Annotated in this window: 15 protein-coding genes; 7 read left to right on the plus strand and 8 right to left on the minus strand. The window is 58.2% G+C overall.

Annotated elements, in window-relative coordinates:
* Positions 1-219: 219 nt before the first annotated feature.
* The 4 genes from EYB53_RS18935 (at position 220) to EYB53_RS26665 (ending at position 6,859) form a co-directional block, all read left to right on the plus strand.
* A complete protein-coding gene (locus tag EYB53_RS18935) occupies positions 220-999 on the plus strand; it encodes a TrmB family transcriptional regulator (protein ID WP_135479962.1) in 780 nt (259 codons plus the stop codon).
* 83 nt (positions 1,000-1,082) lie between these two features.
* Positions 1,083-3,011 carry a heavy metal translocating P-type ATPase gene (locus EYB53_RS18940; protein ID WP_135479963.1) on the plus strand — a complete coding sequence of 643 codons (1,929 nt, stop codon included), beginning with the start codon at positions 1,083-1,085 and terminating at the stop codon, positions 3,009-3,011.
* Between the two features lie 132 nt (positions 3,012-3,143).
* Complete coding sequence (locus tag EYB53_RS18945) at positions 3,144-3,956, plus strand: glycosyltransferase family 2 protein (protein WP_205712687.1); 813 nt, start codon at positions 3,144-3,146, stop codon at positions 3,954-3,956.
* 2 nt (positions 3,957-3,958) lie between these two features.
* Positions 3,959-6,859 (plus strand): glycosyltransferase family protein, encoded by a 2,901-nt coding sequence (locus tag EYB53_RS26665; RefSeq protein WP_135479964.1) that lies wholly within the window; start codon positions 3,959-3,961, stop codon positions 6,857-6,859.
* A 112-nt stretch (positions 6,860-6,971) separates the two neighbouring features.
* Here EYB53_RS26665 and EYB53_RS18955 read toward each other — a convergent pair whose 3' ends face one another.
* The 4 genes from EYB53_RS18955 to EYB53_RS18970 all read right to left on the minus strand — a co-directional run bounded on the left by EYB53_RS18955 (position 6,972) and on the right by EYB53_RS18970 (position 12,590).
* Positions 6,972-7,523, minus strand: a complete 552-nt coding sequence (locus tag EYB53_RS18955) for a type II toxin-antitoxin system VapC family toxin (protein ID WP_167857478.1) — start codon at positions 7,521-7,523, stop codon at positions 6,972-6,974.
* Positions 7,507-10,086, minus strand: coding sequence for an N-6 DNA methylase (locus EYB53_RS18960; RefSeq protein WP_135479966.1), 2,580 nt, complete (start codon positions 10,084-10,086; stop codon positions 7,507-7,509). Before EYB53_RS18960 ends, EYB53_RS18955 begins: the two co-directional genes overlap by 17 nt.
* A 168-nt stretch (positions 10,087-10,254) precedes the next feature.
* Complete coding sequence (locus EYB53_RS18965) at positions 10,255-11,922, minus strand: choice-of-anchor Q domain-containing protein (protein ID WP_135479967.1); 1,668 nt, start codon at positions 11,920-11,922, stop codon at positions 10,255-10,257.
* A gap of 2 nt (positions 11,923-11,924) precedes the next feature.
* A complete protein-coding gene (locus tag EYB53_RS18970; protein WP_135479968.1) occupies positions 11,925-12,590 on the minus strand; it encodes a hypothetical protein in 666 nt (221 codons plus the stop codon).
* A 125-nt stretch (positions 12,591-12,715) separates the two neighbouring features.
* Between EYB53_RS18970 and EYB53_RS18975 the strand changes: the two genes are divergently transcribed.
* Positions 12,716-14,659, plus strand: coding sequence for an ATP-binding protein (locus tag EYB53_RS18975; protein ID WP_135479969.1), 1,944 nt, complete (start codon positions 12,716-12,718; stop codon positions 14,657-14,659).
* A 606-nt stretch (positions 14,660-15,265) separates the two neighbouring features.
* The gene (locus tag EYB53_RS18980) at positions 15,266-15,841 is read left to right on the plus strand and encodes a nitroreductase family deazaflavin-dependent oxidoreductase (protein ID WP_135479970.1); all 576 of its coding nucleotides are present in this window, start codon (positions 15,266-15,268) and stop codon (positions 15,839-15,841) included.
* 2,638 nt (positions 15,842-18,479) lie between these two features.
* Here EYB53_RS18980 and mmuM read toward each other — a convergent pair.
* A complete protein-coding gene (gene mmuM, locus EYB53_RS18985; protein ID WP_135479971.1) occupies positions 18,480-19,415 on the minus strand; it encodes a homocysteine S-methyltransferase in 936 nt (311 codons plus the stop codon).
* Positions 19,416-19,705: 290 nt separating this feature from the next.
* Between mmuM and EYB53_RS18990 the strand changes: the two genes are divergently transcribed.
* Positions 19,706-20,914: an AGE family epimerase/isomerase gene (locus EYB53_RS18990; protein ID WP_167857479.1), complete on the plus strand. Its 1,209-nt coding sequence runs from the start codon at positions 19,706-19,708 to the stop codon at positions 20,912-20,914.
* Positions 20,915-20,999: 85 nt separating this feature from the next.
* On the opposite strand, the gene EYB53_RS18995 is transcribed toward EYB53_RS18990, so the two are convergent.
* The 3 genes from EYB53_RS18995 to EYB53_RS19005 all read right to left on the minus strand — a co-directional run bounded on the left by EYB53_RS18995 (position 21,000) and on the right by EYB53_RS19005 (position 26,922).
* A complete protein-coding gene (locus EYB53_RS18995) occupies positions 21,000-21,983 on the minus strand; it encodes a DUF368 domain-containing protein (RefSeq protein ID WP_135479973.1) in 984 nt (327 codons plus the stop codon).
* Between the two features lie 13 nt (positions 21,984-21,996).
* A complete protein-coding gene (locus EYB53_RS19000) occupies positions 21,997-24,816 on the minus strand; it encodes a helicase C-terminal domain-containing protein (RefSeq protein WP_135479974.1) in 2,820 nt (939 codons plus the stop codon).
* A 294-nt stretch (positions 24,817-25,110) separates the two neighbouring features.
* A complete protein-coding gene (locus tag EYB53_RS19005) occupies positions 25,111-26,922 on the minus strand; it encodes an ABC transporter ATP-binding protein (protein ID WP_135479975.1) in 1,812 nt (603 codons plus the stop codon).
* Positions 26,923-26,943 lie beyond the last annotated feature (21 nt).

The following is a 26,943-nucleotide window of genomic DNA, read 5'->3' on the forward strand; positions in this document are numbered from 1 at the left end:
TCGTAGCAGAAATGGTCATGACCCGCACATTATCTGAAAAACCTACCCCCAAAAGGGGCGCTTGCCCCATGCACATCTTTTCATAGTATACCATTTGCAGCAGCTGTGCGGTAGGGCGTTTTGCACCCTGAGGGTTGACAAAAGCGTCAAAAACGTGTACACTTTATAGTAGTTCGGGTTTGAACTACTATAAAAGATACGTAGAAGAGAATCTCCCATATGGCAACTGTACAGCTTCTGGATCAACTTGCAGCGCTCGGGTTGACTGAATATGAGTCGAAAGTCTACCTGGCGCTACTGAGTGAAAACCCGGCCACGGGCTATCAAATCAGCAAGCGTTCGGGCGTCCCGCGTTCGATGGTCTACGAGGCCTTGGGGCGGCTCGAGGCACGTGGGGCGGCGCTCAAATCTGAAGAGGAGAAGGCAACGCTGTACCGACCGGTTTCGCCGGCGCTGTTGCTTGACCGCTACGAGCGTGAAGCCCGCGAGCGTGCGGCCAATCTGCGTACTGAACTTTTGCCCCTGTACCATCAAGAAAAGACCGGGCGGCTCTGGAATTTCAGTGGGCGTAACGAGGCCTTGGCCTATGCCGGCGATCTGATTGATCGGGCCAAACGCGAACTGATGCTTGTCTTTACGGATGCCGACATTGAGGCTTTGCGTCATCGTCTCGAAGAAGCGCATGCCCGTGGGGTTGCGCTGGGGGTCATTCTCACCGGTGACATCTCTTTTGAGCTTGGTCAGGTGGTACGTCATCCCAAACGGGAAACTGAATTGCACCGCATGGAAGAGACGCTGATTGTGGTTGCCGACGAGTGTGAATTTCTCATTGCTAGCGGTCATATGGTCACCTCGGCCACCGTCACAACCAACCCGAATATGGTCTTGATTGCCCGTCAGTTTATCTGGATGGAACTCTTTGCCCAGCGCATTTTTGCTCGTCTGGGTCCTGAATTGCTTGAATTGCTGTCACCTGAAGATCGTCAGGTGTTACGTTAACGTGCTGGGCAGCAGGCCTGCGGCCCGTTGCGCAGCACGGTAGCCTCTGGTTGGGGGGCACACGCCTCCTAAAGGAACACCATATGATTACGTTATCAACCTCACGTCCTGAAACAAAGCCTGAACGTCGTCTTCAGTTTGATGCGACTTTTGTTGAACAATTGTTTGTTGTATTGACCCTGGTCGGCATTGTTGTCGGTGTTCTGCTAGAACGCGTAGAGGCGGCCCCCGGCCTGCTTTTGACGGTGCGGATGGCTACCTATTTTGTCGGTGGTTTCTTTGCCGTCATTGCGATCATCAAAGCCCTGCGCGAGCGCACGATTGAGGTCGATCTGCTGATGGTGCTCGCAGCGCTTGGAGCGGCCTATGTGGACGCCTGGACCGAGGGGGCGATCCTGCTTTTCCTCTTCTCGCTGAGCAATGTGTTGCAGAACTATGCGATGAATCGCACCCGCAGCGCGATCTCGTCACTGCTCGAGTTGCGCCCTGATACGGTGACGATCCGGCGTGATGGCGAGCTTGAAGAGGTGCCGCTTGAGGCAATTGTGCCTGGCGACCTGGTTGTGCTGCGCCCCGGTGATCGGGTGCCGCTTGATGGCGTGATTATGCAGGGTACCGGCAATTTCGATGAGTCGGCCATTACCGGTGAGTCAATGCCGGTGCAAAAGGGTGTCGGTGCGACGATCCTGGCCGGTACGCTCAATCAGAGTGGTGCCATTGATATGCAGGTTGCGAAGACAGCCGAAGAGAGCACCCTGGCCCGCATTATTGGTATGGTCAGCGATGCCCAGGCCCGCAAGGCGCAGACGCAGAGCTTTCTCGACCGCGCCGAGCAGTGGTATGCAATGGGTGTCATTGCAACTGTGGCCCTCTTTATTCTGCTGGTGCCACCAATCTTTGGGGTGAACTTCAGCGATAATTTCTATCGTGGCATGGTTTTGCTGACCGTCGCTTCACCGTGCGCCCTGGTGATCAGCGTGCCCGCTGCGCTGCTCAGCGCCATCGCCAACGCTGCGCGCAAAGGGGTACTCTTTAAGGGCGGTGCCCATCTTGAAGAGTTGAGCCGCGTGAAGGTCATTGCCTTTGATAAGACCGGGACGCTCACCTATGGTCGCCCTGAAGTGACTGATATCTTGCCCCAACCCGGCGTAACAGCGCATGCGTTGCTCGTGGCGGTGGCCCGCGCCGAGTACCAAAGCGAGCATCCGATCGCCAGGGCGATTCTGGCCTATGCCGAGGCGCAAGGTCTGGAGACCGACGAACCCGAAGCTTTCGAGGCGGTGACAGGGATGGGTGTGCGTGCAACCTGGGATGGCGAAGAGACCCTCGTTGGTGCGCCTAAACTCTTTGCGCATGCCGGTTTGTCGGTGCCCCAGGAACTGCTCGACGAAGTGGATCGTCTGGCGCTCGAAGGCCGTGGCACGGTGCTGCTGGCAGCCCGTGGTGGGCACTGGTTGGGTTTGATCACCGTGATGGATCGCGAGCGCCCCGATGCTGCCGCGCAACTGGCTGAGTTGCGCGCCGCAGGCATCGAACGCATTGTGATGCTCACCGGGGACAATGAGCGTGTCGCTGAAGCGTTGGGGCGTCGCCTTGGCATTGACGAAGTTCACGCCAGCCTGATGCCCGAAGATAAGCTGCGCATTGTTGAGGATCTGGGCCGTCGCTATGGCCCAACGGCAATGGTTGGCGACGGGGTCAACGATGCTCCGGCGCTGGCAGCTGCCGCCAGTGGCATTGCGATGGGCGCGGCGGGCACCGATGCGGCCCTCGAAACGGCTGATATCGTCTTGATGCGTGATGACCTCAGTGCCATTGCTTATGCCGTCAAGCTGAGCAAACGTACCCAGCGCATTGTCTGGCAGAATATCAGCTTTGCCCTCACTGTTGTTGTGGTGCTTGTGATCGCGACGCTCACCATCGGCATCCCGTTGCCCCTTGGCGTCGTCGGGCACGAGGGGAGTACGATTATCGTTGTGCTCAACGGCTTGCGCCTGTTAGCACATCGGTAGAATGAATGAGAGCTTTGCCTGGCTCATACTTGGGTGATGGATGGCGCTGCGTAGCAGCGCCATCCATCACCCAAATTCTGCTATAATCAGGGAGGTTTGCTCGCGTTGTGTCGTATGCGGAGAATGCCCGGGATGAAGAAGCCTCGCGTTGTTGTCGTGATGCCTGCCTATAATGCCGCTCGTACGCTCGAACGGACGTATCATGATATTCCGCCTGGTGTGGTTGACCACGTCATCCTGGTTGATGATGTTTCCCGCGATGAGACGGTTGAGATTGCACGGCAGCTCGGGATCGAGGTGGTGATCCATATCCAGAATCGGGGGTATGGGGGCAATCAAAAGACCTGCTACCTTGAGGCTCTGCGCGATGGAGCCGATATTGTGGTGATGCTGCACCCCGATTATCAGTATGATTCGACGCGCATTGTTGAGCTGATTCGTCCGATTGTTGCCGGTGAATACGATATGATGCTTGGTTCGCGTTTGAAGCGCCAGCCGGGCCAACGCGGCGTTCCTGCGCTCGCCGGCGGGATGCCGGTCTGGAAGTATGTCTCGAACCGGTTTCTGACGATCTGCGAAAATGTTGTGCTTGGCCTCAACCTCTCCGAGTTTCATACCGGGTTTCGTGCCTACAATCGTCGTTTGCTCGAGACCGTACCGTTTCTGCTCAACTCGGATGATTTTGTCTTTGATACCGAGATGATTGTGCAGGCGGTGCAGTACGGCTTTCGCATTGGCGAGATTGCGGTGCCAACCCGCTATTTTGAAGAGGCGTCGTCGGTGAATTTTCAGCGCTCGGTGGTCTATGGGCTCGCAACGCTCAATGTGCTGCGCCGCATGATGCTCCATCGCTCTGGAATGCGCCGTTATCCCCAGTTTAGCGCCCGTCTGGCTGATGTGATCAGTCCACATCATAGCGAAGCTATTCTTGGTGAGCGTCAGTAGTGGTGGCTGGCCGCGCTCTTCGCCAGGGTTTCGTTCATTCGCTCGTTCCTCTGCTGTTGCTCGGGCTTACCGTCCTGCTCCTGGTGCTGGCTCTCCGCACGGCCCCGCCGCTCCAGGTTGATGTTGGCGATACGGGCGATCTTCGTTTTCTCACCGGTTTTTACACACCTGAAACCGGCTTTGGCGAAAGCTTTCGCTGGAGTGGCCCCGAGGCGCGGTTTGTGTTGCACGGTGCCCCTGCGGCTCCTACGGTATTCTTGCTCCAGTTGAGTGGCGAACGCCTCCTTGCCCAGGGCGAACCCGAGGTGGCACTTGTCCAGGGTGCCAGCGAGGTGGCGCGCTTTGCGGTGCAGGCTGGCTGGCGCAGCTATGAGGTGCTGCTGCCCTCGGGGGCAGTGGCGACACCCGGCGGGAGTGCGCTTCCGCTCGCGCTAGTGACAGCGGTGAGCACGCCTGGAGCCAGCGATGCGGCACGTGATTTTCGCCCCCTTGGGCTGCCAGTATCGCATGTTGGCGTCGCTGCCCTTGAAGGGCCACACACGCCCGCGCTTATCCGGTCGCTCTGGCTCACCTGGTTGCTGGCGCTGGTTGCTGGCAGCCTGGCCTTGCTTGATGCACTGCTCTTGCCGCGCCGACGAGCAAGCCTGTGGCTACGGGCGAGTCTGGTGATCGGGTTTGGTGGAACAATCCTGATCCTCTGGGCCGCACGCGATCCCTTCGGGCTTGCCTGGGTCTTGCCGCCCACGCCGTGGATCCTGGGGACAGGCACGCTCTTGCTGGGGGTTGGGTTGGTTTTTGCGCTTGCGGGGGACGCGGAGCGAGATGATGCGCAAGCACCTGATGGTGGTGCGGGAAAACGCCCCTCCCCCCTCGTGGGAGCGGAGCGAGATGATGCGCAAGCACCTGAAGGCGGTGCGGGAAAACGCCCCTCTCCCCTCGTGGGAGCGGAGCGAGGTGATGCGCAAACGCCTAATGGCGGTGCGGGAAAACGCCCCTCCCCCCTCGTGGGAGCGGGGTTGGGGGTGGGGGGAGCGTCGGGGTTCGCACTGGTGGCGGGGATGGCGCTGCTTGCTGTGGCCGTTGGCTTGCTCAATACGCAAACGAGTGTGGCTGGTGGATTGATCCTGGCGCTCGTGGCCCTTATGCTAGTGGCCGGTGGCCCGTATGGGCTCGGCAAAGATGGGTGGGTACGCGGCGGCCCCGATCTTTCCCAGAAACATGCGCTGCTGCTGCTCGGCTTGATCCTGGTGCTCGCCGTCGGCTTGCGGCTCTTTCGACTTGATGAGATGCCGTTTGGCCTGTGGCGCGACGAAGCGCGTCACGGTCTTTTTGCCCAGCGCATTCGTGATTACCCTGATTACCGACCGATCTATATCGCCAACGAGAACCTTGATGCATCGCAACTCGACCTAAATGCCGCACCGCTCTCGATCCACTTGCCTGCGCTCGGACTCTACCCCTTTGCGCTCGCCTTGCACCTCTGGGGCGAAAATCTCTGGTCGATGCGCGTGATGAGTGGCCTCGGCGGGGCGCTGACGGTCGTGCCGCTCTACGGCTTCGCGACATGGCTCAGCGGGCGGCGGAGCATCGGGCTTGTTGCGGCTTTCTTGCTGGCGGTCTCAAGTTGGCATATTACCGTCAGTCGGCTCGTCTTTCCTACGATCTTTGACCCACTGCTGACCCTCAGTGGCCTCTGGTTGCTCGGGTTGGGGCTGAGCGGAGGGGGGCGAACAGCGCACGTGTACCCACCGATCCTGTCGCACACGACGGGCAGCCCGTTGGCGAGGGGAACTGATGCTCGCCCGGGGCACCACCGGTTCTTCTGGATGGCGTATTGTCTGCTCGGGGGCGCGAGCATTGGTCTGGCGATGCAGACGTATCACACGGGACGGCTGGCCCCTGTGGCGGCGGCGTGGCTGGCGCTGGTGCTCTTGTTGCGCGAGCCACGGGCGTGGCGCGGCTGGTTGCGTGGCAGTCTTGTGGCAAGCCTGGGGTTGTTGCTGACCGTGACACCGCTGCTGCTCTTTGCGCTCAACCAACCCGAAGCCTTCAACGACCGGGTGGGCCAGGTTTTTCTTTTGAGTGACGAGGCGCGGCAAGGCGCGGCGCCGCTAGAAATGCTTGATCAATCACTCCACCAGCACCTGCTGATGTTTCACGTGCAGGGCGACCTGAATGGGCGGCACCACGCCCCTGGACGACCGATGTTTGACTATGTCACTGGCATTGGCCTGCTGCTCGGCAGCGTCGTCTTGCTCCGATCGGCGCGTGATTGGCGCACCCTGATCGTGGCAGGCTTGTTTCTGCTGGGCCTGGCCCCGAGTGCGCTGGCGGTCGATGCCCCCCACGGCATGCGAAGCCTCAACGCCGCTGCGTATGGCGTGATCATTGCGGCCCTGGGCTGGAACGCACTGGGGTGGAGCCTGCGCCAGCGCGGGGTGCAGCTTGCGCGGGGCATGCGCCGCAGCATCGTGGCAATGCTGGCGAGCCTGGTGATCGTGCTCAACGCAACGGTCTATTTTGTGGTGATGCCACCGCAGCGCGAAGTCTTTCTCGTCTTCTACCCAGTGCAGAGCCAGATGGGGGCGTACATTCGTGCCGTCGCAAACGAAAACGGCGGCGAACTACCAAGGCAGATCTACGTCGCTGAAGGCCTGAAAAATGATCAGATCTTCATGTTTCTGACCTCAGGCCTGCACATCGAAACCTTTCGCGGGGCAAGCCTATCGGCGCCGCCGGAACCAGGGGCACTCTTTCTCTTTGGGGGCTACTTTGCCGACGAAGAGGCCGCTCTACTCGCTCCGATCCTTGGCCTCGACGCCGCACCGACGGGCAGTGGACCAGCGTTTCCTGACGGGCAAGGGGTGACGTTTTATATGTATGAGGTGGGTGTATTGCCGTGATGAGTAGTCTGTGAAGTGTATGTGCTGATGATTTGACGCAAAGACGCAAAAGCTGTGGGCCAGCAGCAGGATCTACCGGTTTTAGGCTTCTCTCCGACAGGATGCTAGGAGGCTATGAAGCTCCAGTTGGTGTAGATGCTGAAACCGCCCAGATCTCGTAACGGTCGTAGCCGTACTTAGCTTGAGCAATTTCAAGGATTCGCTTCAGGCGTTCGTCGCGGGTGACTAAACGCAAGTCATATTGCACAGCAACACTTACGATCCAAAGATCGTTTTCCTGGATACCAAGTTCGCGAGCACTCGTCGTATCACGCAACTCTTCAGGGCGCTTGGCTTTTATTCGTCCGCGCATATCGCGTGGCGCGTATCGCCGAAAAAGTTCGCCACGCAGGACGCTGTAGTACTGACTTGTATCTTTATCTACGGGCCAGACAAAATAGGTCTCCATGGCATCACGTACAGCTTGGTGCCGACTTGGATCGGCACCATCAGTGATGTTAAGGCCATAGGCTACTTCGCCAATGGAGATAGCGCAAACCGCAATGGTGCTTTCTCCGAGAGCGCTTAATCTCCCTCGAATCAGCGCATGATCCTTGTTGCCGCCATCCCACGCGATACTGGCAACGGAGGTATCGAGTAAGTAGGCGTCAGGCGTCGATGTCATAATCATCATCCGATGAGTCGTCGAGCTCGCGTACAGCAACTGAGATAACCGGATCGTTCAGCACTGGTAGACGGCTGATTGTAGAGCGGGCACCGGCATTTTGAAAACCTTGGGAAATGAAGATGCGCCACGGAATAGCTGGACGAAAATCGGTTGGATAGTAGCCTGTGAAATGCACTGGACCGGGGCGTTGATAACCGGCAAACGTGTCTAGCAGCTGTTTCTCTAATCGTGGAGGCAGTTCGTAAGCCGAGAGAACCTCAGCATCAATTTGTGCCAGTAGTTGCCGACATGTTTCTTCAAGTTCTTCAGCTTGGTCAGGATTTTGTAGCCACTGAGAGCGATATAACCTATATTGATTTACAAGAATGACAAGCGTTTGAGTTTGTGCCGTCGTGAAATCTGGAAAGGGTATGTCTTCAATAGCACGTATTTGATTGTCCCGCCCTCCTGCCGCCGGATTGGTATAAAGAAAAGCATTAGCTAGAGGGCTGTTGAGTACGGATGCGATTTCCTCCAGAGAGGTGTTTGCCTTGGCCCAAATTCCGTGAAACCTTTGATAACAAACTAGACCCTGATGATCTATAACTGCTGCAATTCGCCAGGGGCCGCGACTCAGGCGAGCCGCATTGACGATTACTTTTGGCCGATCCCACGGTAATTTGTAGGCCTCATACAGCATAACCGAAGCATCGGTATTTAAAAATGCGAATTTGCCCGTAAAGAACGGCTCAAAGTTGTCTTTTGCACTGACAAGACCAGCAGCAAATCCCGATCTCGGCTCACTGCTCACTAGTTCTGCTTTATGAGAGCTCATTGGAACGCGGTATTCGATACCGCGATGCACCTCCGCAACATCACCAAGCCGAGGTAGTCGACTAAGAGCTTCCCATACGCGCCAAAGCGGTGTACGCCAGAAGACCGGATAGTCAGCGGCATTTATCGACTCAGATGGCAACTCTTCCTGCCAAGTAGGAATGCCGGTCTGCAGGAAGCGATCATAATCCTGTTTGTTGACCGAAGCGGTACGGCGACGTGGACTACGCGTGCGTGGACTATGTGCAGTTAGTAGAACCGTCTCAACATCAGAATATTGAAAAACGGTATCAGGGAGTGTGACGACCGCTATCTCCTGATATGATGCTGCCAATTGTTTTCGCGCGTTGCGGTATTCCTGACCGCTCACAAAAGCCTTTGGCAAGACAAAACCAAGCTGTGCAGGCGGGTAGCGCATGACACGATTCAGTGCCTCAACCGCCCGTTTGGCCGCACCTGCTCGCAGGCGCGTTTGTGTTCCACGTGTTGGTACATCGCTGAAGGGCGGATTGCAGAGTACAATCCTGGCCTGTTGGAGGTACGTGTCGGTGTGTGGCGACGAAAAGACATCAGCCTGCCGGATATCCCAGCCATCAGGATTAGGGTAGTCAGCAAGGATCAGCGAATAGCGGGCCACTTCACGAGCAAACGCATCGAGTTCCATCCCACGTAACATGCGCACGAAATAGTCATGCCGCTGGTTCGTATCCATTGTGGAGGGAAGGAGGGTGCGAAGCCGTCCAAGCGCAGCAATGAGAAATGGCGCGTGTCCAGTGAAGGGCTCAAAGACACGCCGCTCATCTTGTGGCAATTCGTCAAAAGGCAGTTGTTGGACAATGTACTCGGCAAGTTGTGGCGGTGTGGCATGGGTGTCAAAGAGTTCGCGGTTACGCTCGCTGACGAGGGTGTTCTCGTACACGTATGCCAATGCTTCAACAGAGAGATTCTGAAAGAGGAACGCGGTGCGGATTGTATCCCAGGCGACACGTTGCACAAGTGGATCCTGCAACAACCCCTCATCGGGAGCCTGCCGAAAGTAAAATGCGTCGACGGCAGCAATTACCCGTTGGGGATCAGGGTGCAACCAGTCGTCACCGGGATAGCCACGATCCGCAAGCATTTTCGATGCGATAAAGCGGAAAATCAGTCGGAAGAGCGCCTGGTAATCAGGCTCGCTGTCGTGGTGTTCAGCATAAACCGCTTTGCAGGTAGCGAGCACATCGCGGAGCAGTTGGTCAAGTTTTTTGTGAGTTGTTCCCTCCAACGTGGGAAGCAATCCGGTATCAAAAAAGTCAAGTTGAACAGGTCCCCGAGCGAAACCGATGGACTTAGCTCGCAGAACTGCGTCAGGATTCCATTCGTTGCGATTCGCGTGAAAAGCAGTGCTGAGATGTTCCGGTGCAATCTCTTCGATAAACGTCGGCGCACCACTGGCGGTCATGCGCCACCGCCGCACAATGCCCTGTTCAGGGGAGAGCACCAGGATCTGGGGCGCACCCAGTGCGCGATACTGTTGGAGTGTGTCTGGGCCGTACTGATCAAGAATAGCCACCCCAAAGCATGCGCTCCGGTATGATGGTGGCTCTTGAGCGAAGGCAGCTAAATCGATCGTACGTGTCGGAGAAGAGTCGATGAGCACGTCAGCAAAAGAGTAGCGATGTCGGAGCAAGTCGTCACGATAGCCTAACTCCTGTAGGCCATTGTGCGTCAAGTCCAGCAATTGTGTCGCTGAAAAACGTGCTTCCACGGCGCCCCCTTCTCTTCATGCTGCATCGCCAAGAGTGCAGAGCGCTGGTTTTGCCTACCGCTCCTTCGCGAGAAAGATGGTCATCTTTAAATAATGTAAGCAGGCTCGGCGAATGATTTTCTGCCGTTCTGACGCCCAAAACGACTTATGTAGTATAGAACGCTTGGTTCATGGTGTCAATCTGATCAGAGGCATAAGCACGGCAAACGCACGTGCCCCATATTCCACGGCACCCAGGTCGCAGACACCCACACGTGAGGCATCACGTTGATCGGTGGCCTGGCAAGACGTTGGATCGCCGGCGTCAATCAGCGGGCTGCCAGGTTGTGGCAGTATGGTCTGCATCGGGAAGCGTCCGCCGTTATAGGTCAGATTGCCGAGCAACAGATCACCGGTGAAGGCATCCCGATCGGTGGCACCGCTTAATGACGCGCAACTGCCCTGGCTCAGGTTGTGACCGAGCGATTGAAACAGCCCGCCATCGCAGTTGACCGGATAGCCAAAGATGACCGTGTTCACAAGCTGCACTACGCCCGGATTGGCCGGGGTCTGCGGGGAATCTTCGTAGATCGCATTGCCGGCGATGGCGGCCTGGTTATTCGCCAGGGTAGCATTGGTCAACACGGCATAGCGCCCGTAGTGATAGAACCCTCCGCCCAGCCCGGAGGCCACATTGCCGGCAATCGTGACATTCGTCAAGGTCAGGTTGTCGTCGGAAGCTTGATAGATGCCACCACCGTTGTTGCCGGCAAAGTTGCCCTGGATGGTGGCATTAGTGACAAAGGCTGTGCCGCCCGCGTGGTACAGGCCGCCGCCATTCGGCGTGCCGCTGACCGCGTTGGCGTAATTGCTCACCAGATTGACCTCGCGCATCTCCAGCACGGTGCCATACGAATTGACACCACCGCCCTCATAGGCAAAATTATTGGAAAAGGTCGTCTTTTCGATGACGGCTGTACCATTAAGATTCCAGAGCCCGCCGCCACTGCCGGTTGTTTCGTTGCCATCAAACAGGCTGCTTGTCACGGTCAGCGCACCACTGTTTTCGATGCCGCCGCCGTAACCCGCCGTATTCTTGGCGAAGGTGACGGTTGCCAGATCGGCGCTGGCACCGCTGGCGTTGTAGAGGCCGCCACCATCCAGGGCGTAGTTGGTTGTGAAAGAGGTATTGCGCGCGATGATCGCACCGGTAATGGCGTTTTCGATCGCGCCGCCGCGCCCGGTTGCACCATTCGCCCGATTGTTGGCAAAGCTGGTATTGGCAATGTCCAGCCTACAGCCGTCGTTGTAGATCGCCCCGCCCGTTACGGCCTGGTTGCCTGCAATGACGCTGTCGCGGATGGTGAGTGAACCGTCGTAACAGTAGATTGCCCCGCCCGAGACAGCCGAGCGATTATTCCGTAGCTGCACGTTTTCTACTATCACCTGCGCCCCTGAGGCTTCGATTGCGCCGCCGCTGACGAGCGAGTCGCCGCCTTGCAGAATGATCTGTTGCAGGCGGAACGTGATTGGCCCGACAAAGAAGATCCGCTCGTTCGGCCCGCCGTTGAGGATGATCCGCCCGCCGCCGTTGATCGTCACATTGGCCAGATTCACCACTTTAGCCAGGCTAAGCTGGATGGTATGCACGGACGGGCCGCAGTTGAAGGTCATCACCCCACCGCCACTGCTGACCGTGGTGAGCGCCACGTCAAAGGCGGCCTCGGTGCAACTGGCTGGAGACCCATCACCCACTACCGCATCAGCGGCGCGGGCCGTCTGGTGAGTGCTAGCCAGAAGCACCACCACTGCGAACAACCATAGCGCAATACCACTTATTTTCTTCATCATCGGCATGCTTATTGCTCCTGGCAAATCCACTGCATCGTCAGATCCACTCGTGCGTTGGGGTCTGGCGCACTGACTTGCACCGAGGCAATTTCGACCAGGCCTGTTGCCTCAAGCATACCCGACCCATCGGCAGCGACCGTCACGCGGGCAGTCGAGCCTTCGCCAATGCCAAAGCTACGCGCGCCAACGTTCATTGCCGGGAACATGTCGGGAATGGCTCCACCTGTGGCAACCGACTGCAAGACATATTCGCCCGGCCCCGTATATGCGGCGATGCGCGTTAGGGCAACGGTAATCGGTGGTTCGCCTGAGTTCAACATCATCGGCACTTCGAGAATTCGTGCTGGCCCCTCTTCCGCCCACGCAGTACAATTATCTATATTGCCCCCCACTCCGCCTGTTGCCGAGGCGTTGACTGCCCCGCTGACAGTAGATGTGACGCAGAAGCGGAAATACTCCTCGCAGGCGACAGCTTGTGCGCTGCCTGGGTCAGGGCTTTCTGCGTTGCTCGTTGCCGCATCAGGGGGTTGTTCGCTCGATGTGCCCACCGCCGAGGGCACCATCGTCGGCGGATTGACCGTTGGCGCTGCTGGCGTGGTTGTGCCACACCCTACGCTCACCAGCAACAGCAGACCTAGCAAAGCCATGCGGAAGGATTTGGACGTCTTCATCATTTGGTCTGTCCTTTGTCGAGAACCGTTACGCTTGTCGTTTCAGGCAGTTCGATGGTCAGAATCAGGCATCGGATCTGCTTGGATGTAAAGGGTACTGGTTTTGCCGTGAGTAAAGGTGACATTTTGTGACAAAGTTGCCAACTCTACCCGCTTCGTTTGGCCCGGCCTTACGTTTTTTACGCAAGCGTGCCCACCTGACCCAGGACGAACTGGGGCGGCGCGTTGGCTACAGCCGGGAACAGATCGCCCGCCTGGAAAATGGCTCGCGCTTCCCCGACCTGACGGTGGTGGCGGCGCTCTTTGTGCCGGCGCTTTTGATGGAAGATGAAACGCCCCTGGTTGAACAATTGCTCAAGCTTGCGGGCAACACGCGTGCCACGCAGGTGACGCCTACCCGCACGCGGCACATGCGCGGGCAGCAGATCAGCAACCCCATAGTTACCCCCAGGCTGCGCGTCCACACCCCACCAACCCCGCTGCTCCCGTTGATTGGGCGTGAAGCCGAGGTCAGCGCTCTGCTTGACCTGCTTGCAAGCGAGCGTCTTGTCACCGTGCTTGGCGCGCCGGGCATCGGCAAGACGCGTCTGGCGCTGGAAGTAGCCCGAGCGGCGCGGCCCATCTTTGCGCATGGCGTGGCGTTTGTCTCACTGGTCGATGTCGTCAACCCTGCCGATGTACCGTATGCGGTCTTGCGCACTCTATCGCTCACCCCGGTAGCGCACCAGTCGGTTGACGATGCCATCGCCGATTATCTCGCCACTCGTCATCTGCTGCTCGTGCTGGATAACTGCGAACACATTCTCGATGGTGCCTCGTTCTTCACGGCCTGGCTCGAGTGCGCACCGCATCTCAAACTGCTCTGTACCAGTCGCGTACCGCTTGATGTGTACGGCGAACAGGAATGGCCGCTCGGTCCACTGGGTACCCCCGATCTCGCGCAACCACCTGATCTCGAAGTCTGGCGCAGCCGACCTGCCCTGCAATTGCTCTGTGCCCGTATTCGTGCCGCCGACCCCGCGTTCACCCTGACGCAAGCGAACCTGTTACCACTGGCAACGCTGTGCATCGCGTTGGATGGCTTGCCACTTGCGCTCGAATTGGCCGCTGTGCGCCTGCGCGATCTCGCCCCCGATGTGCTGGTGCAGCAACTATTGACACTGCGCAGCAACGGGCAACCTGCTTCGACCTGGTTGCAGCAAACCCGGCGCAACGTCGCCGAACGCCACCGTACCCTGCAAGCCGCCATCGCCTGGAGTGTGAAGCGACTGACGCCCGCCGAGCAGATTGCCTTTGCACGCCTGGGGATCTTTATTGGCGGTTGCAGCCTGGATGCCGCCCTGCAGGTTGCTGCTGCCGAACCAGAAATACTGGTATGCCTGGAGCGTACGAGCTTGATCAAGCTTCAGGACGAGCGCATCACGCTCCTGGAGACCTTACGCACCTACGCCTTCGAGCAACTCACGGCCAGTGGCAACCTGGCTGACTGCCAGGCTACCCATGCCGCGTATTACACCGCTTTTGCTCAGGATGTGTTCAACGGCCTTCAGGGCGAACAGCAGGCCTTCTGGATGGAACGCGCCCTGGCTGACCACGAAAATTGCCTGGTGGCGCTACGCTGGGCCCTGGCGAATAAACGTGGTGAAACTGCGATCACCATCGCCGACAGCCTGTGGTGGTTTTGGTATCGGCGCGGCTTGTTTACCCTGGCCCTAGAGTTGCTCACCGCTGCCCTGGGCCTTGCCACCTCGGATCAATCGACCCGGGCCTCCGCCCTCAACGGCCTCGCCTCGATCTACCTGGCGTTAGACGACTATACGGCAAGCCTGGACTGTCACCGCGAGGGGTTGAGCCTGCGTCGGCAGCTTGGCGATCACCGTGGTACGGCTACTGTGCTGCACAACATGGCCCTGACGGCCTATATGATGGGCGATTATACGCATGCCCTGGCCTGGCTTGATGAAAGCATCGCCGCTGACCCAACCGCCGACCCGATGCAAGCCTGGGCGCACAAGGGCATCATTGCCCTCCACATGCTCGACCTCGAACAGAGGCCCGTTCTTGGTTCGTGATCTAGCCCCAATAGCTTGCAAAGAAGGACGCGCAGCGACCTCACTGGTCTTGATGAAGGCATTCCAATGCCGACGCGCCGACCTGTGAGGTCTCGCCTTGTCTTGCCTTGCCGATCAAGGATTGCAAGGACGAGACCTAGGGCGATGGCATCATACGAAACCGGACACAAAAAGACGCGCGATCAGGGCACCCGCAAGGGGTGCCCCTACCGGCCGGGGCCCGGATCCGGTGTACGGGCACCCGCAAGGGGTGCCCTGGTACCGGCCGGGGGCCGGATCCGGTGTACGGGCACCCCTTGCGGGTGCCCTGATACCGGCCGGGGGCCGGATCCGGTGTACGGGCACCCCTTGCGGGTGCCCTGGCGGGGTGCATACACGGAAGATGCCATCGCCCTTGGACGAGACCTCACCGGTCTTCTCGCCCTGATGAGGTCTTCTTGGCAAAGTATTGGATGTAACACTACATGCCCGATCCGCAACTGGTGCGGCTGAACATCTTGCCCAGACTCAGACCAGGCGCCAGACCGTTAAACGCCCCCTGACTCCTCGTGAACAAGTGCGTTATACTACCTTGACGCAAGCCTTGTCGGGTAAGGAGCTAAATCTATGTCACAAACCAGTGAGCACCTCTTGCGACAGATGTTCAAACGGCTAAATCCTTTGATGCTATGGCATTGGCGCGTAGGCATGGGAGCGTACCTTAATTTTTGGCCGTCAGGAATCGGGCGTTTTCTTATCTTGATCCATACGGGTCGCAAAAGCGGGCGCCTCTATCGCACGCCAGTCAATTACGCCGAACGCGATGGTGACGTGTATGTTACGTCAGGATTTGGCCGCAGCGCCGATTGGTATCACAATCTTATGGCCCAGCCGCGCACTGAGGTGTGGCTCCCCGACGGACGCTGGCTCGTTGAGGTGGAGGATGTCACCGAGAGCGCGGGCAAGACGGTGATCATGCGTGATGTGCTCCAGGGAAGTGGCTTTGCCGCCTATCTGGCCGGGATAAACCCCGACCGGTTGAGCGATGCGGACCTGGATGCTGCCACTGCCTCTTACCGGCTGCTGCGTTTGCGTCGCGTTGCTCCTCTCGCTGGATCTGGTGGGCCAGGCGACTTGATTTGGCTCTGGCCGCTGCTGTTGCTCATAGCTTTCCTGCTGGGACGTGGTTGGCCCCGTCGCTAAACGAGAGAACAACTATGATAGCTTTGCCTCGTTTTCGTTTGCCGCAGGGCGTACACCTAGTGCCTTTGCTCGTATTGGTGCTGGTCGCCCTGCTGCTTGGACTGGCACTGCGTCTGGCACCGCCGCTTTTTGTTGACCTTGGTGCGCCTGGCGATAGCCGTTTTGTGAGTGGCTTTTATCAGCCCGAGGTTGGGGCCGGTGAAACCTTTCGCTGGAGTGGCCCCGAGGCTCGGTTGCTCTTGCACGGCGCTACGCCTGCGCCATCGTTCCTGCGTCTGCGCCTCAATGGTGAGCGCTTGCTTGCCGAGGGGATGCCGTCAGTGACGTTGCGCCAGGCTTCAATTGACGTTGTGCGCTTTGATGTGCAGGATGGCTGGCGTACCTATACGCTGCTTTTGCCCCCTGATACCGTTGCGACGGCATCGGGCGTGGCCCATCCACTCAATCTGGTCACACCCGTCAGCGATCCCGGTGTTACCGCCGATGATCTTGATTTTCGCCCCCTGGGCATTCCTGTCGCCGCTCTTCAACTTGAACGCATCGGTGGCATCCAGACGCCCGCGTTTCTCCGTGCAGCATGGCTGACCTGGATGCTCGCGGTCGTTGTTGCCGCGATTGCCTGGCTCGATGCACTGCTCTTGCCGCGCCAACGCAGGCATCTCTGGCGGCGGGCGAGTCTGGTGAGCGCGGTCGGCGGCGCACTCTTGCTTGTCTGGGCCTTCCGTGATCCTGCGGGCCTTGCCTGGGCGCTGCCCCCCACGCCGTGGATCCTCGGCACTGCCACCCTGTTGTTGGTTGTCGTCTCAGTCAGCACCTTCCCCCGCCTGGAAGCGCGAGCGTCCCGCCCACGCAATGCGTCCAATGACTCGTTGGCATCTGGTGCGCTAACCCTGATTGCAGCGATGGCGCTGCTTGCCGTGGCGGTTGGTCTGCTCAATACGCAACTCAGCGTCGCCGGCGGGTTGATCCTGGCGCTCGTGGCCCTTATGCTGATGACCGGTGGCCCGTATGGGCTCGGCAAGGATCTCTGGGCGCATGGAGGCCCCGATCTTTCCCGGAAATATGCCCTGCTGTTGCTCGGCCTGATCTTTCTGCTTGCCCTCGGGCTGCGCTTCTATCGACTTGATGAACTGCCCTTTGGCCTGTGGCGTGATGAGGCGCGTCACGGCATGTTTGCGCAGTTGATCCGTGACTACGCCGACTATCGCCCGATCTACATCGCTAGCAACCGCGTCAATATGCCGGCGCTCGGACTCTACCCCTTTGCGCTTGCCCTGCACTTCTGGGGCGAAAATCTCTGGTCGATGCGCGTTGTCAGTGGTCTCGCCGGGGCGCTGACGGTGTTGCCGCTCTATGGGTTTGCCACCTGGCTGAGTGACCGTCGCAGCATCGGGTTGCTCGCGGCGCTCTTCCTCGCTGTCTCTAGTTGGCACATCACCGTCAGTCGCCTCGCTTTTCCTACCGTCTTTGATCCCTTGTTGACGCTCAGCGGCCTCTGGTTGCTTGGCTGGGGGCTTTGCGCTCAGCCTTCCGCCGGTGCGGAGAAAGAGTTGACGAGCTTGTCGGTTGGGCAACGCATCCGTGCCTTGCTCGCCTGCTTGCTCGGTGGGATCTGCCTTGGCTTGGCGGTGCAGACCTACCACACGGGGCGGATGGCCCCGATCATTGCGGCGTGGCTGGCGTTGCTATTGCTGCTGCGTGCGCCACGCGCCTGGCGCGGGTGGTTGGTAGGCAGCCTGGCGGCGACGGTGGGCCTGATGCTCACCGTGACGCCGCTGGTGATCTATGCCGTCAATCAGCCCGAAGCCTTCAACGACCGGGTGAGCCAGGTCTTTCTCTTGAGTGAAGAAGCCCGGCGTGGCGAACCACCGCTGCGCATGCTTGATACAACCGTGCGGCAGCACCTGCTGATGTTTCACGGTGAAGGTGACGTAAACGGGCGTCATCACGCTCCGGGGCGCCCCATGCTCGACTATGTGACGGGCATCGGCATGCTGCTCGGGGTTGCCGGGTTGCTCCGTTCCCCGCTTGACTGGCGGAGCCTGATGCTTGCGGGGGCGCTGGCGATTGGTCTGGTGCCGAGTGCGCTTGCGGTCAATGGGCCACACGGCTTGCGTGGTTTTTCAGCGGCGGCCTTTGCCTTCATTATCGCAGCCGTGGGTTGGGTCGCCCTGTGGCAGAGCCTGAAGCAGCGCTGGCCTGCAGCAAGCAGACCGTGGTGGCTACCGCAGGGCGTTGGCGCAACGCTGGTCATCCTTGTGCTTGCGCTCAATGCAGCGGTCTATTTTGTGTTCATGCCGCCGCAGCGCGAAGTCTTTCTCGTCTTTTACCCGGTGCAGAGCCAGATGGGTGCGTATGTCCGTGAGCTTGCCGAAGCAAACGGTGGCACGCTCGCAACCCAGGTCTTTGTCCCCGAGGTTGTGCGCAGTGACCCAGTCTTTGCTTTTCTCACCACGGGCCTGGACGTGCAGAGCTTTGCGGGTGCCCAACTCTCAGCGCCTGCCGAGCCCGACGCGATCTTCCTGCTTTCGGGCTATGTTGCCGAGCAAGAAGCCGCCGCTCTTGCCCCAATCCTTGGTGTGAACGCGAAGCGGACAGCCGAGGGGCCGGCCTTTCCCGACGGCCAGGGCGTCACCTTTTATGTATACAAGATCGACCGCACCGCTCGAATATGGTCAGGCGTCGTCCGGCAGCACCCGCCGATAAGTTGTGCCCCGAGCGCATACCAGGTACGCGCCTGGGCCCCAAAATCGGCACTCGAGCACTCTCCCGACCACGACCGTGATGCGACCTCGTACTGTTCACCCGAATTTGGATAGACCAAAATGGGCCGCGTCGTCACGCGGCGGGCCGTACGGATCAACCCGTTGATATAGCGAGGATCTGTGCAATTGATGCCGAGAGCGGCAATTTGGGGATACGCTTCGAGCAGGGCTACACTATCGGCAAAAGACTCACCTTGCGCAATCGTCTTCTCGTCGCGTGCGGTAAAACTGAGCCAGGCCCACATCTCGGGAAATTCGGGCAAGAGGCGTGCCAGCGCACGTGCCTCGGTGAGACAGGGGATCGTCTCACAGGCAAAGAGGTCGGCCCCTGCGGACGCGAGCACCGCCATACGTGGACGATGAAACTCCATCAGGGCCTCTTCGCTTAACCCATAGTCACCATGATACTCAGCGCCATTGGCGAGAAACGCACCATATGGCCCAACCGACGCAGCCACGAGCGGCCGTGAACGGCCCACTCGGTTGGCCCGGTTGGCCCAGAAATGATCACGGGCCTCAAGCGCAAGGCTCACCGACTGCTGCATCAACGCCGCGGCCACCGCTCGTTCAAGCCCCCGGCTGGCAAAGCCCTCAAAGGTCGCCTGGTAACTCGCCGTAATTGCCACATCAGCCCCGGCCGCAAAATAGTCCGCGTGAACCTGCCGGATCAACTCGGGTGCCTCAAGCAAGATCTTGGCCGACCAGAGCGGATCATTGAGGTTGCAGCCGCGTCGCTCAAGTTCGGTTGCCATCGCTCCATCAAGCACCAGAAAAGGATGCAGTTGAAGCATGTGCGCAATAGGATCCATCCGTCTCTCCCCAAGAAAAACGCTGATGCTGGTGAACCAGCGGTGCCCCGCAGGGACTTATATCGCACAAACCCTTGCCCTTATTATAGTACGGATAGTACAAATCAAGTTCTTTGAAACCGGAGCGTGTATGCTGGAAGAGGACAGATCTTTATCTAATGAGTGTCGTTAGCCCAAGTAGGCAACGTGGTGAAGGCAACGTGGCATGCATCCGCAGGTTTGGTATGACCTACAGGCTGATCGGACCGCCCCCAAAACAAGCAAGCCCTGGTGGAGTGGAGAAGAGCCCCATGTCTGAAATAGAGCAAATCCGGGCAGCGCCAGGCCTGCAGCGTATATTCTTGCGCCATAAAATTGAAGAGGAGTTACTGCGCAATATTTTGCCCTTCTGGATGTACCGTGTCGTTGATCGTCCGCGTGGTGGTTTTTATGGTGCGGTCACCCGTGATCTGCGGTCACTGAACGAAGTTCCACGCGTGGCGTTGATCTGTGCGCAGATCCTCTGGATCTTTGCGGCTGCCTATCGTACCTACCGTCGCCCCGAATACCTCGAAATGGCCGGTCGAGCGTTCCGTTATCTGCGCCTCGCCTTCTGGGATGAAGAATATGGTGGGATCTTCTGGACAGTTGATATGTGGGGGCGACCGCTCGATACTCGCAAGACGACCGTTGCGCAGGCGATGGCAGTGTATGGTCTGGCCGAACATCATAGCGCCACCGGCGACCCTAATAGTTTGCAGCTTGCCAAAGAAATCTTCCAGTTGATCGAGGCGAGTATCTACAATCCGCTCTGTGACGGCTATAGTGAGGGCTCCAACCGTACCTGGCATGTGCCGGTCTGGGAAGATGAGCGCTACACCTCGAACTATGGCTATCTTTCGATGCCGACGCTGCTGCATTTGCTCGAAGCCTACACGAATCTCTTGCGCATCTGGGACGATAGCCTGCTGCGTGGGCGCCAGCGTGCGATGATCGAAAACATCCTTACGCGAGGCGTCAATCCAGCGACGGGCCATCTACGGCTCAGCTTTGATACGACCTGGCGGCCCCTGACTGGCAATATTTCGTACGGCCACGATAGTATGAGTAGCTGGTTTCTCGTTGAGGCTGCCGCTGTGCAGGGTAACCGCGACCTCCAGGCACGCGTGCGCGAAGTGGCCCTGGGGCTTGCTGCTGCTGTCTGCAAAGATGGCCTTGACCCTGATGGTGGGGTGCGCCCGGTCACCAATAGCGTTGAACGAAGCTGGTGGGCACAAGCCGAAACCATGATTGGTATGTATACCGCCTTTCAGCTCTCAGGCGAAGCAGGCTTCGCCGAAGCAGCGGCTAACATCTGGTTTTACATCGAAGACCATTTCATTGATCGAGTGCATGGTGACTGGTTCAAGTCTCTGGCGCTCGATGGCACCCCTCTGCCTGATCGCTATAAAGTGGGGATCTATGAACAGGCCTATCAACACCCTCGTGCCTGCATGGAATTATTGCGGCGCATGCGATAGGGTGAAGACCTTGGTGCTCGTTGCGCAGCAAACGCCAGCTTAGCTGGCGTTTGCTGCGCAATGAGCAAAAACTTTTGGGATCTGTTTATGGCGACGCAACAGGCTTCGCACGACGCCCAACCCCCAACCGACGGAAGATTGGATTTGACCCCGTTTGCAGGTGGTCAATAAAGCTGAGCAAGAAGAAGCCAATCATAGCCAGCAGCAGGGCGATCCAGAATTCCGGGCCTGCAAAATCGGGCAAGATATTGCGCTCGCGCAGCGGCACGATTTCACCGTGACGATCGAGCGTTGTTTCAAGTATCTCTTTCCAAGGCCAGATCTTGCGCAACGAACCAATCATAAAGCCGACCAGCACCGCTACGGTCACTCCGTGATAATGATTCAGCAACCAGCTCAAGACTCGCGCAAACCCCAGCAAACCGACAACTGCCCCGAGTCCCAGCGGAATGATCGCCAACAGGTTGAACTCTGAGATTGCATTGAGGACATACGTGTATTGTCCAAGAATAAGCAAAATAAAAGAACCTGAAATGCCTGGTAAAATCATTGCCATAATCGCAACAATGCCACTTAAAAAGAGCGTCAATGGATCATTCGGCATGTTGAGTGGCACCAGACCAACAATAAGGAAGGCTGCAACTGTACCAACCACCAGGGCCACCAGGCTTGTCGGGGTCCAGCGTACTGTTGCGCCAACAGCGATAATCGAGGCAAGAATCAAGCCAAAGAAAAAAGCAAAGAGGTAGACCGGGTAATTCTCGAGCAAAAAACGCATCGTACGTGCCATGGAAATAATGGCAACCCCGATGCCTAGACCGAGCGGAATCAGAAACATCCAGGGAATCTGTCCAAACGCCTCACGCCACTGACGCTGCCCTAAGAGTTGCAACAGGCGCACATTGAAGGATTTGATCGCATCGAGTAGTTGCTCGTAGATCCCAAGAATGAATGCCATTGTCCCACCCGACACCCCCGGGATCAGGTCGGCAATGCCCATCGCAAACCCGGTCAAAAAGAGGCGTAGCGCAGAAAAAGGACGATGCGGACTTGTATCTTCAGAATTCATATAGTTAACTCCATTATTTTAAAAACCGCTCCCCCAGCACCGGCAACTGATTCAACGGCCCTGTACGCACGCGGGTGTTTGGCAAGGAGTCGAGGAACTGCTGACCATATTTCTTGCTCAATAACCGGCGATCAAGCACGACCACAATCCCCCGATCTTCGCGACTCCGGATCAGACGCCCAAAGCCCTGCTTGAAGCGCAGAATCGTCTGCGGTACCGAAAATTCGCCAAACGGATCCTGAAAGCGCTCGCTACGGGCCGCAAAGATTGGATCGTTCGGTACGCTGAACGGGAGTTTTGTAATCACGAGCACCGAGAGCGCGTCGCCAACAACGTCTACTCCTTCCCAGAAACTGTTTGTGCCGAGCAAGACCGTGCGTGGAAATTCTTTGAAACGGTCGAGCAACGCTCGCCGACTGCCATCAATCCCCTGCGCCAGTACCGCAATCTCTTGGGCTTCTAGTGGTTCCTGGATCGCATGGTAGGTCTGTCGCAGTGCGTTATTCGCAGTAAAGAGGGCCAGGGTGCGTCCGCCTGTGACGGTGCAAAGTTCGATCAGCGCCTGCTCAATCGCCTGTTGGTACCCTCGCTGATTCGGTTCGGGAATATCACTCGGGATATAGACCAGCGCCTGTTTTTCGTAGTCGAAGGGAGATTCGAGTTCGAGCTCGTTGGCTTCGGGTAAGCCCAGGCGATCTTTGACAAACTCGAAGCTTGTCTCGATCGTCAGCGTTGCCGAGGCAAGCACACTCGTTGCTTTTTGCGCAAAGAGCTGGGCCTGCAACATGTCGGCAACACTGAGTGGTGCCGCCGTTAGGGTCAGGGTGTCGCGCTGCCGATCCAGCGTCAACCAGGCAATGATCGCTTCGTCACCAAAGATGATATGCCCGGTCTTGACCCGTACATCGACGGCAAACCGCCCCAGGTATTCGACCTGGATCAAGAGTTCCTCGTACCCGTCGACTTTGCTCGCATCCAGATTGCGCAGTTGCTCTTCGATCTGGGCCAGTCCTGTGCCAATGACCGTCAGGATGTCGGTCATGTTCGCCCAGATGACTTGCACTTCTTGCCACGCGGCCTTCTCACGGATGCCCGGGGTTAGGCGCAGACGTGGGTCGTACTGGTTATCCTGCACTTCGCGGATCACAAATGCATTCAACAGGTTGAAGCATTCGTAGACGGCTGTGCGCGCCCGTACTAGCGCCGGACGGATCAAGTCGCTTGCTTGCGCAATCTTTTTCGCCACAAGTTCGTCCACGCTCGCCTGCAATGCCGCTGGTAATTCACTCAGCAAGCCACTGACAACCTGCGCTCCTCCGGTCTGAAAGATATCATCGAGAAACTTCAACATTGCCGCCTGATCGACCTTGAAACTCAGTTGATCCGTGGCGACATCTTCCAGGTTGTGGGCTTCGTCAACGATCAGGTGCGCGTATGGCGGCAAGACATGCGATTGCGCGGCGAGATCGGCAATCAGCAGTGCGTGGTTGACCACCAAAATATGTGAGGCTTCGGCTTGACGCCGTGCCTTGAAAAAGAAACATTCGCGAAAATGGGGACACCGCGAGCCAATGCATGTCTCGGGCGTGACGTTGACCCGATTCCACGCGGCATTTTCCCGATCCATCAGTAGCAACTCGGCTTTATCCCCGTTCTCGGTCGTAGGAACCCAGAGTTGAACCTTGAGCAACATCCGTACCTCGTCCGGGTTCAGGTTCTCACTCCGCTGCACGTCGTAGTACCGTTTGAGACAGAGGTAGTTGCCGCGCCCTTTGAGCAATGAGGCGGTAAAGGGCGGCATGCCGCTCACCGCCATGATCGCTTGCAAGGCCGGGAGATCTTTGAAAAAGAGTTGATCTTGCAGGTTGATCGTATTGGTTGAAATGACAACCCGCTCTCCGCGGCGAGTGGCGAAAAAGACCGACGGTATCAGGTAACTCAACGATTTCCCGGTACCTGTGCCCGCTTCAACGAGCAATGGTTCGCTCAGGTTGAAGGCTTCGGCCACGGCCTGCGCCATGTGTACCTGGGGTGCCCGCGGCTCGTAGCCGGGAAATTGTTGCCCGAGGGGACCATCTGGGGCAAAGAAGGCTGCAATGTCATCATAGTCAAGCGGTCGTGCGTCACCCGTGGGTTTGAGTGGTTGTGGCTCACCTGGGCCTGGCGGCGGTGCCATCTCAAAGATCGTTGGGGGTGGCTGTGTCCGCCCTGGCATCGCTGGCTCAAAAAAGGCGTTCCGCGTCTTCTCCCGCAGCGTATGCTCAAAGAGATCGCGCATCGGGAAATCAATTTTGTTGATCAACCGCATGATCTCATTCAATGCATCGAGACCCAGCGCTTCGAGCAGGTCAAGCAAGTGGTTGAAAACATGCGCCGTGACAATCGCATCGTTGAGCGCACGGTGGGCATCAGGGTGAGGGACACCGATCCGCTCGGCGAGTGCGCTTAGTTTGTAGATTGGCGCCTGTGGCATCAGCAGCGTTGCTAGTTCAAATGTGTCATACGTCGGCTGCGTAAAGTTCATGCCTTGCGCACGGAGCATGCTCAGGTCAAAGTTTACCGAGTGCCCCACAATCGGGTAACTCTTGATAAAACGCGCAAAGTCCCCCCCAATCATATTGAAGAAGGGTGCCTCGGCTACATCCTCGGGCGCGATGCCCGTCAGACGGGTGATCTTGAGTGGCAGCGGCTGGCGCGGTTGCACAAGCTGGCTGTAGGTGTCGAGCAGTTCATTACGACGAAAGGTAACCGCCGCGACTTCGATCAGTTCATCCGTCCCCGGAACCAGCCCTGTTGTCTCAACATCAACCGCCACATAAATGCGCTCGTTCATAGCTAGCTTTCCGTCACCAGATCCTGTGCTTATGGCATAGAAATGCAGCCTGGACTTACCTGCAAAGAGGGGCAAGCCCAGGCTGCATTATACCCTAATCTACTATGCCCCAACGCTTCCGCTAGAGCACCTTGCAGGTTGCCTGCATATGGCTGCCTCTGACCGTGCCGCCCGGTCGGGTCCCAGCGCCGCCGTTGGGTCCCAGCGCCGCCGTTGGGGCCCGGCGCCGCCGTTGGGTCCCAGCGCCGCCGTTGGGTCCCAGCGCCGCCGTTGGGTCCCAGCGCCGCCGTGCCCTTATGCTGCCCGACGTGTCCCTTCAATATAGTCCAGCGATTGATGCCGAAAGTAGGTGTTGTACAGTTCGGCGTAGTGTCCGTTCGCTGCAATCAGTTGGTCGTGATTGCCTTCTTCGATGATTGCGCCTTTGCTCAGCACAATGATGCGATCCGCTGACCGTACCGTGCTCAGTCGGTGGGCAATCACAATGGAGGTCCGCCCCAACAGTACTTCGTCTAGCCCTTCCTGGATCAAGGTCTCGGTCAACGGGTCAATGCTCGCCGTTGCTTCATCAAGAATGCAGATCGCCGGGTCTTGCAACAACACCCGCGCTAGCGCGACAAGCTGCCGTTGCCCCATCGAGAGGCTCCCTCCCCGCTCGCCAACCTGACTCTCCAGGCCCTCTGGCAACCCTGCGATCCAGTCTCCCCCACCGACCCGCTCGGCCACTGCGCGCACCGCTTCGTCACTGGCTTCCGGTCGCCCATAGCGGATATTTTCGCGTACTGTTCCATCAAACAGAAACGGCGATTGGGTGACAATGCCCAAGCGTGTGCGGTATGCTGCCAGGTTTAGGGTGCGGATGTCTGTGCCGTCAACCGTGATGCTCCCCTCCTGAAATTCGTAGAAGCGCGCAACCAGTCGCGCAATGCTGCTCTTGCCCGACCCTGTGTGCCCGACCAGCGCAATCGTTTCGCCCGGACGGATCGTCAGGTTGAAGTCACGCAAGACCGGCTCGCCTGGACGGTACGCAAAGTTGACATGCGCAAAATCGATCGCTCCTTTCAGTTCCGGTAGCCGTACATCGCCTCGTTGCACAACCTCTGGCTCGGCATCAATCAGGGCAAAGACCCGCTCGCCTGCCGCCAGGCCAAGCTGGAATTGACTCCAAAATGAGGCAATGCTGGTCAGCGGAAACCAGAAGAGCGCCAAACCCTGAATAAAGAGAAACCATTCGCCTGGTGTCAGCCCGCCCCCCCGTACTTGCAAGCCCCCAAGATAGACAAGCAGCGCGGTGCCGATGCCAGCCAGGATGTTGAGCAGCGGGAAGATGCTGCTAAAGGTGTAGCGCGTGCGCATATTCACCCGCCGACTCTGATTGTTAACCCGCACAAACTCGTTGTAGATCGCTGGCTCTTGCCGAAAGGTCTTGGCGACCCCGATGCCGCTCACGGTCTCTTGCACATGGGCGCTGACGGTCGCATTCATCCGCCGCGATGCGGTGATCGTTTTCCGCGCTAGCGCTCGAAAACCCAGCGCTGCCCCGACAATGAAAGGGGCCAGGCCCAGCAAGACGAGCGTCAGTTGCAAGTTGATCGTTGCCAGATAGATCAGCAGCACCACAACGAGCAAGACCCGGCTCATCAAGTCCATCGTAAGCACCATCACCTGCGAGAAGGCTGCCGTATCCGACGTCACCCGACTGACGATCTTGCCGGTCGGGAACTGGTCGTAAAACGAGAGATCACGTCGTAACACGGCGTCGGCGGCGTCTTCCCGCAGCTTGAGTACCACTGCACCAACTGCCTGCGATGAGCGCGTCTGACGGATAAAGTTGAAGACCCACGACGTCGATGCCAGCGCGACCAGGCCCAGGGCAACTAGGCCAAGTTGCGTAAAGGGTGTGTCAGGCCGCAGACTATCAAGATTCCGCGCAATAAAGATCGGTATCACCGCATCAAGCAGCGCAGTTGCGATGATCATCCCGGCAGCAATGATCATCTTCGGCGCTTCAGGCCGAAAGTAGCTCAGAATCCGTTTGACCAGAATCTTGTCGCCATATTTACGGTCGTATTCTTCCGCATCCAGACCGTCAAAAATGAAACCCATGGATTCCTCCAGGATAAACGC

This window comes from Candidatus Chloroploca mongolica (assembly GCF_004762035.2).
Taxonomy (GTDB): domain Bacteria; phylum Chloroflexota; class Chloroflexia; order Chloroflexales; family Chloroflexaceae; genus Chloroploca; species Chloroploca mongolica.

Coding starts and splice junctions, on each gene's coding strand:
- EYB53_RS18970 (WP_135479968.1), bottom strand. CDS start 12,590: ATGATGAAGACGTCCAAATCCTTCCGCATGGCTTTGCTAGGTCTGCTG.
- EYB53_RS18945 (WP_205712687.1), top strand. CDS start 3,144: ATGAAGAAGCCTCGCGTTGTTGTCGTGATGCCTGCCTATAATGCCGCT.
- EYB53_RS18940 (WP_135479963.1), top strand. CDS start 1,083: ATGATTACGTTATCAACCTCACGTCCTGAAACAAAGCCTGAACGTCGT.
- EYB53_RS18955 (WP_167857478.1), bottom strand. CDS start 7,523: ATGACATCGACGCCTGACGCCTACTTACTCGATACCTCCGTTGCCAGT.
- EYB53_RS18995 (WP_135479973.1), bottom strand. CDS start 21,983: ATGAATTCTGAAGATACAAGTCCGCATCGTCCTTTTTCTGCGCTACGC.
- EYB53_RS18965 (WP_135479967.1), bottom strand. CDS start 11,922: ATGCCGATGATGAAGAAAATAAGTGGTATTGCGCTATGGTTGTTCGCA.
- EYB53_RS19000 (WP_135479974.1), bottom strand. CDS start 24,816: ATGAACGAGCGCATTTATGTGGCGGTTGATGTTGAGACAACAGGGCTG.
- EYB53_RS18935 (WP_135479962.1), top strand. CDS start 220: ATGGCAACTGTACAGCTTCTGGATCAACTTGCAGCGCTCGGGTTGACT.
- mmuM (WP_135479971.1), bottom strand. CDS start 19,415: ATGGATCCTATTGCGCACATGCTTCAACTGCATCCTTTTCTGGTGCTT.
- EYB53_RS18990 (WP_167857479.1), top strand. CDS start 19,706: ATGTCTGAAATAGAGCAAATCCGGGCAGCGCCAGGCCTGCAGCGTATA.
- EYB53_RS18980 (WP_135479970.1), top strand. CDS start 15,266: ATGTCACAAACCAGTGAGCACCTCTTGCGACAGATGTTCAAACGGCTA.
- EYB53_RS19005 (WP_135479975.1), bottom strand. CDS start 26,922: ATGGGTTTCATTTTTGACGGTCTGGATGCGGAAGAATACGACCGTAAA.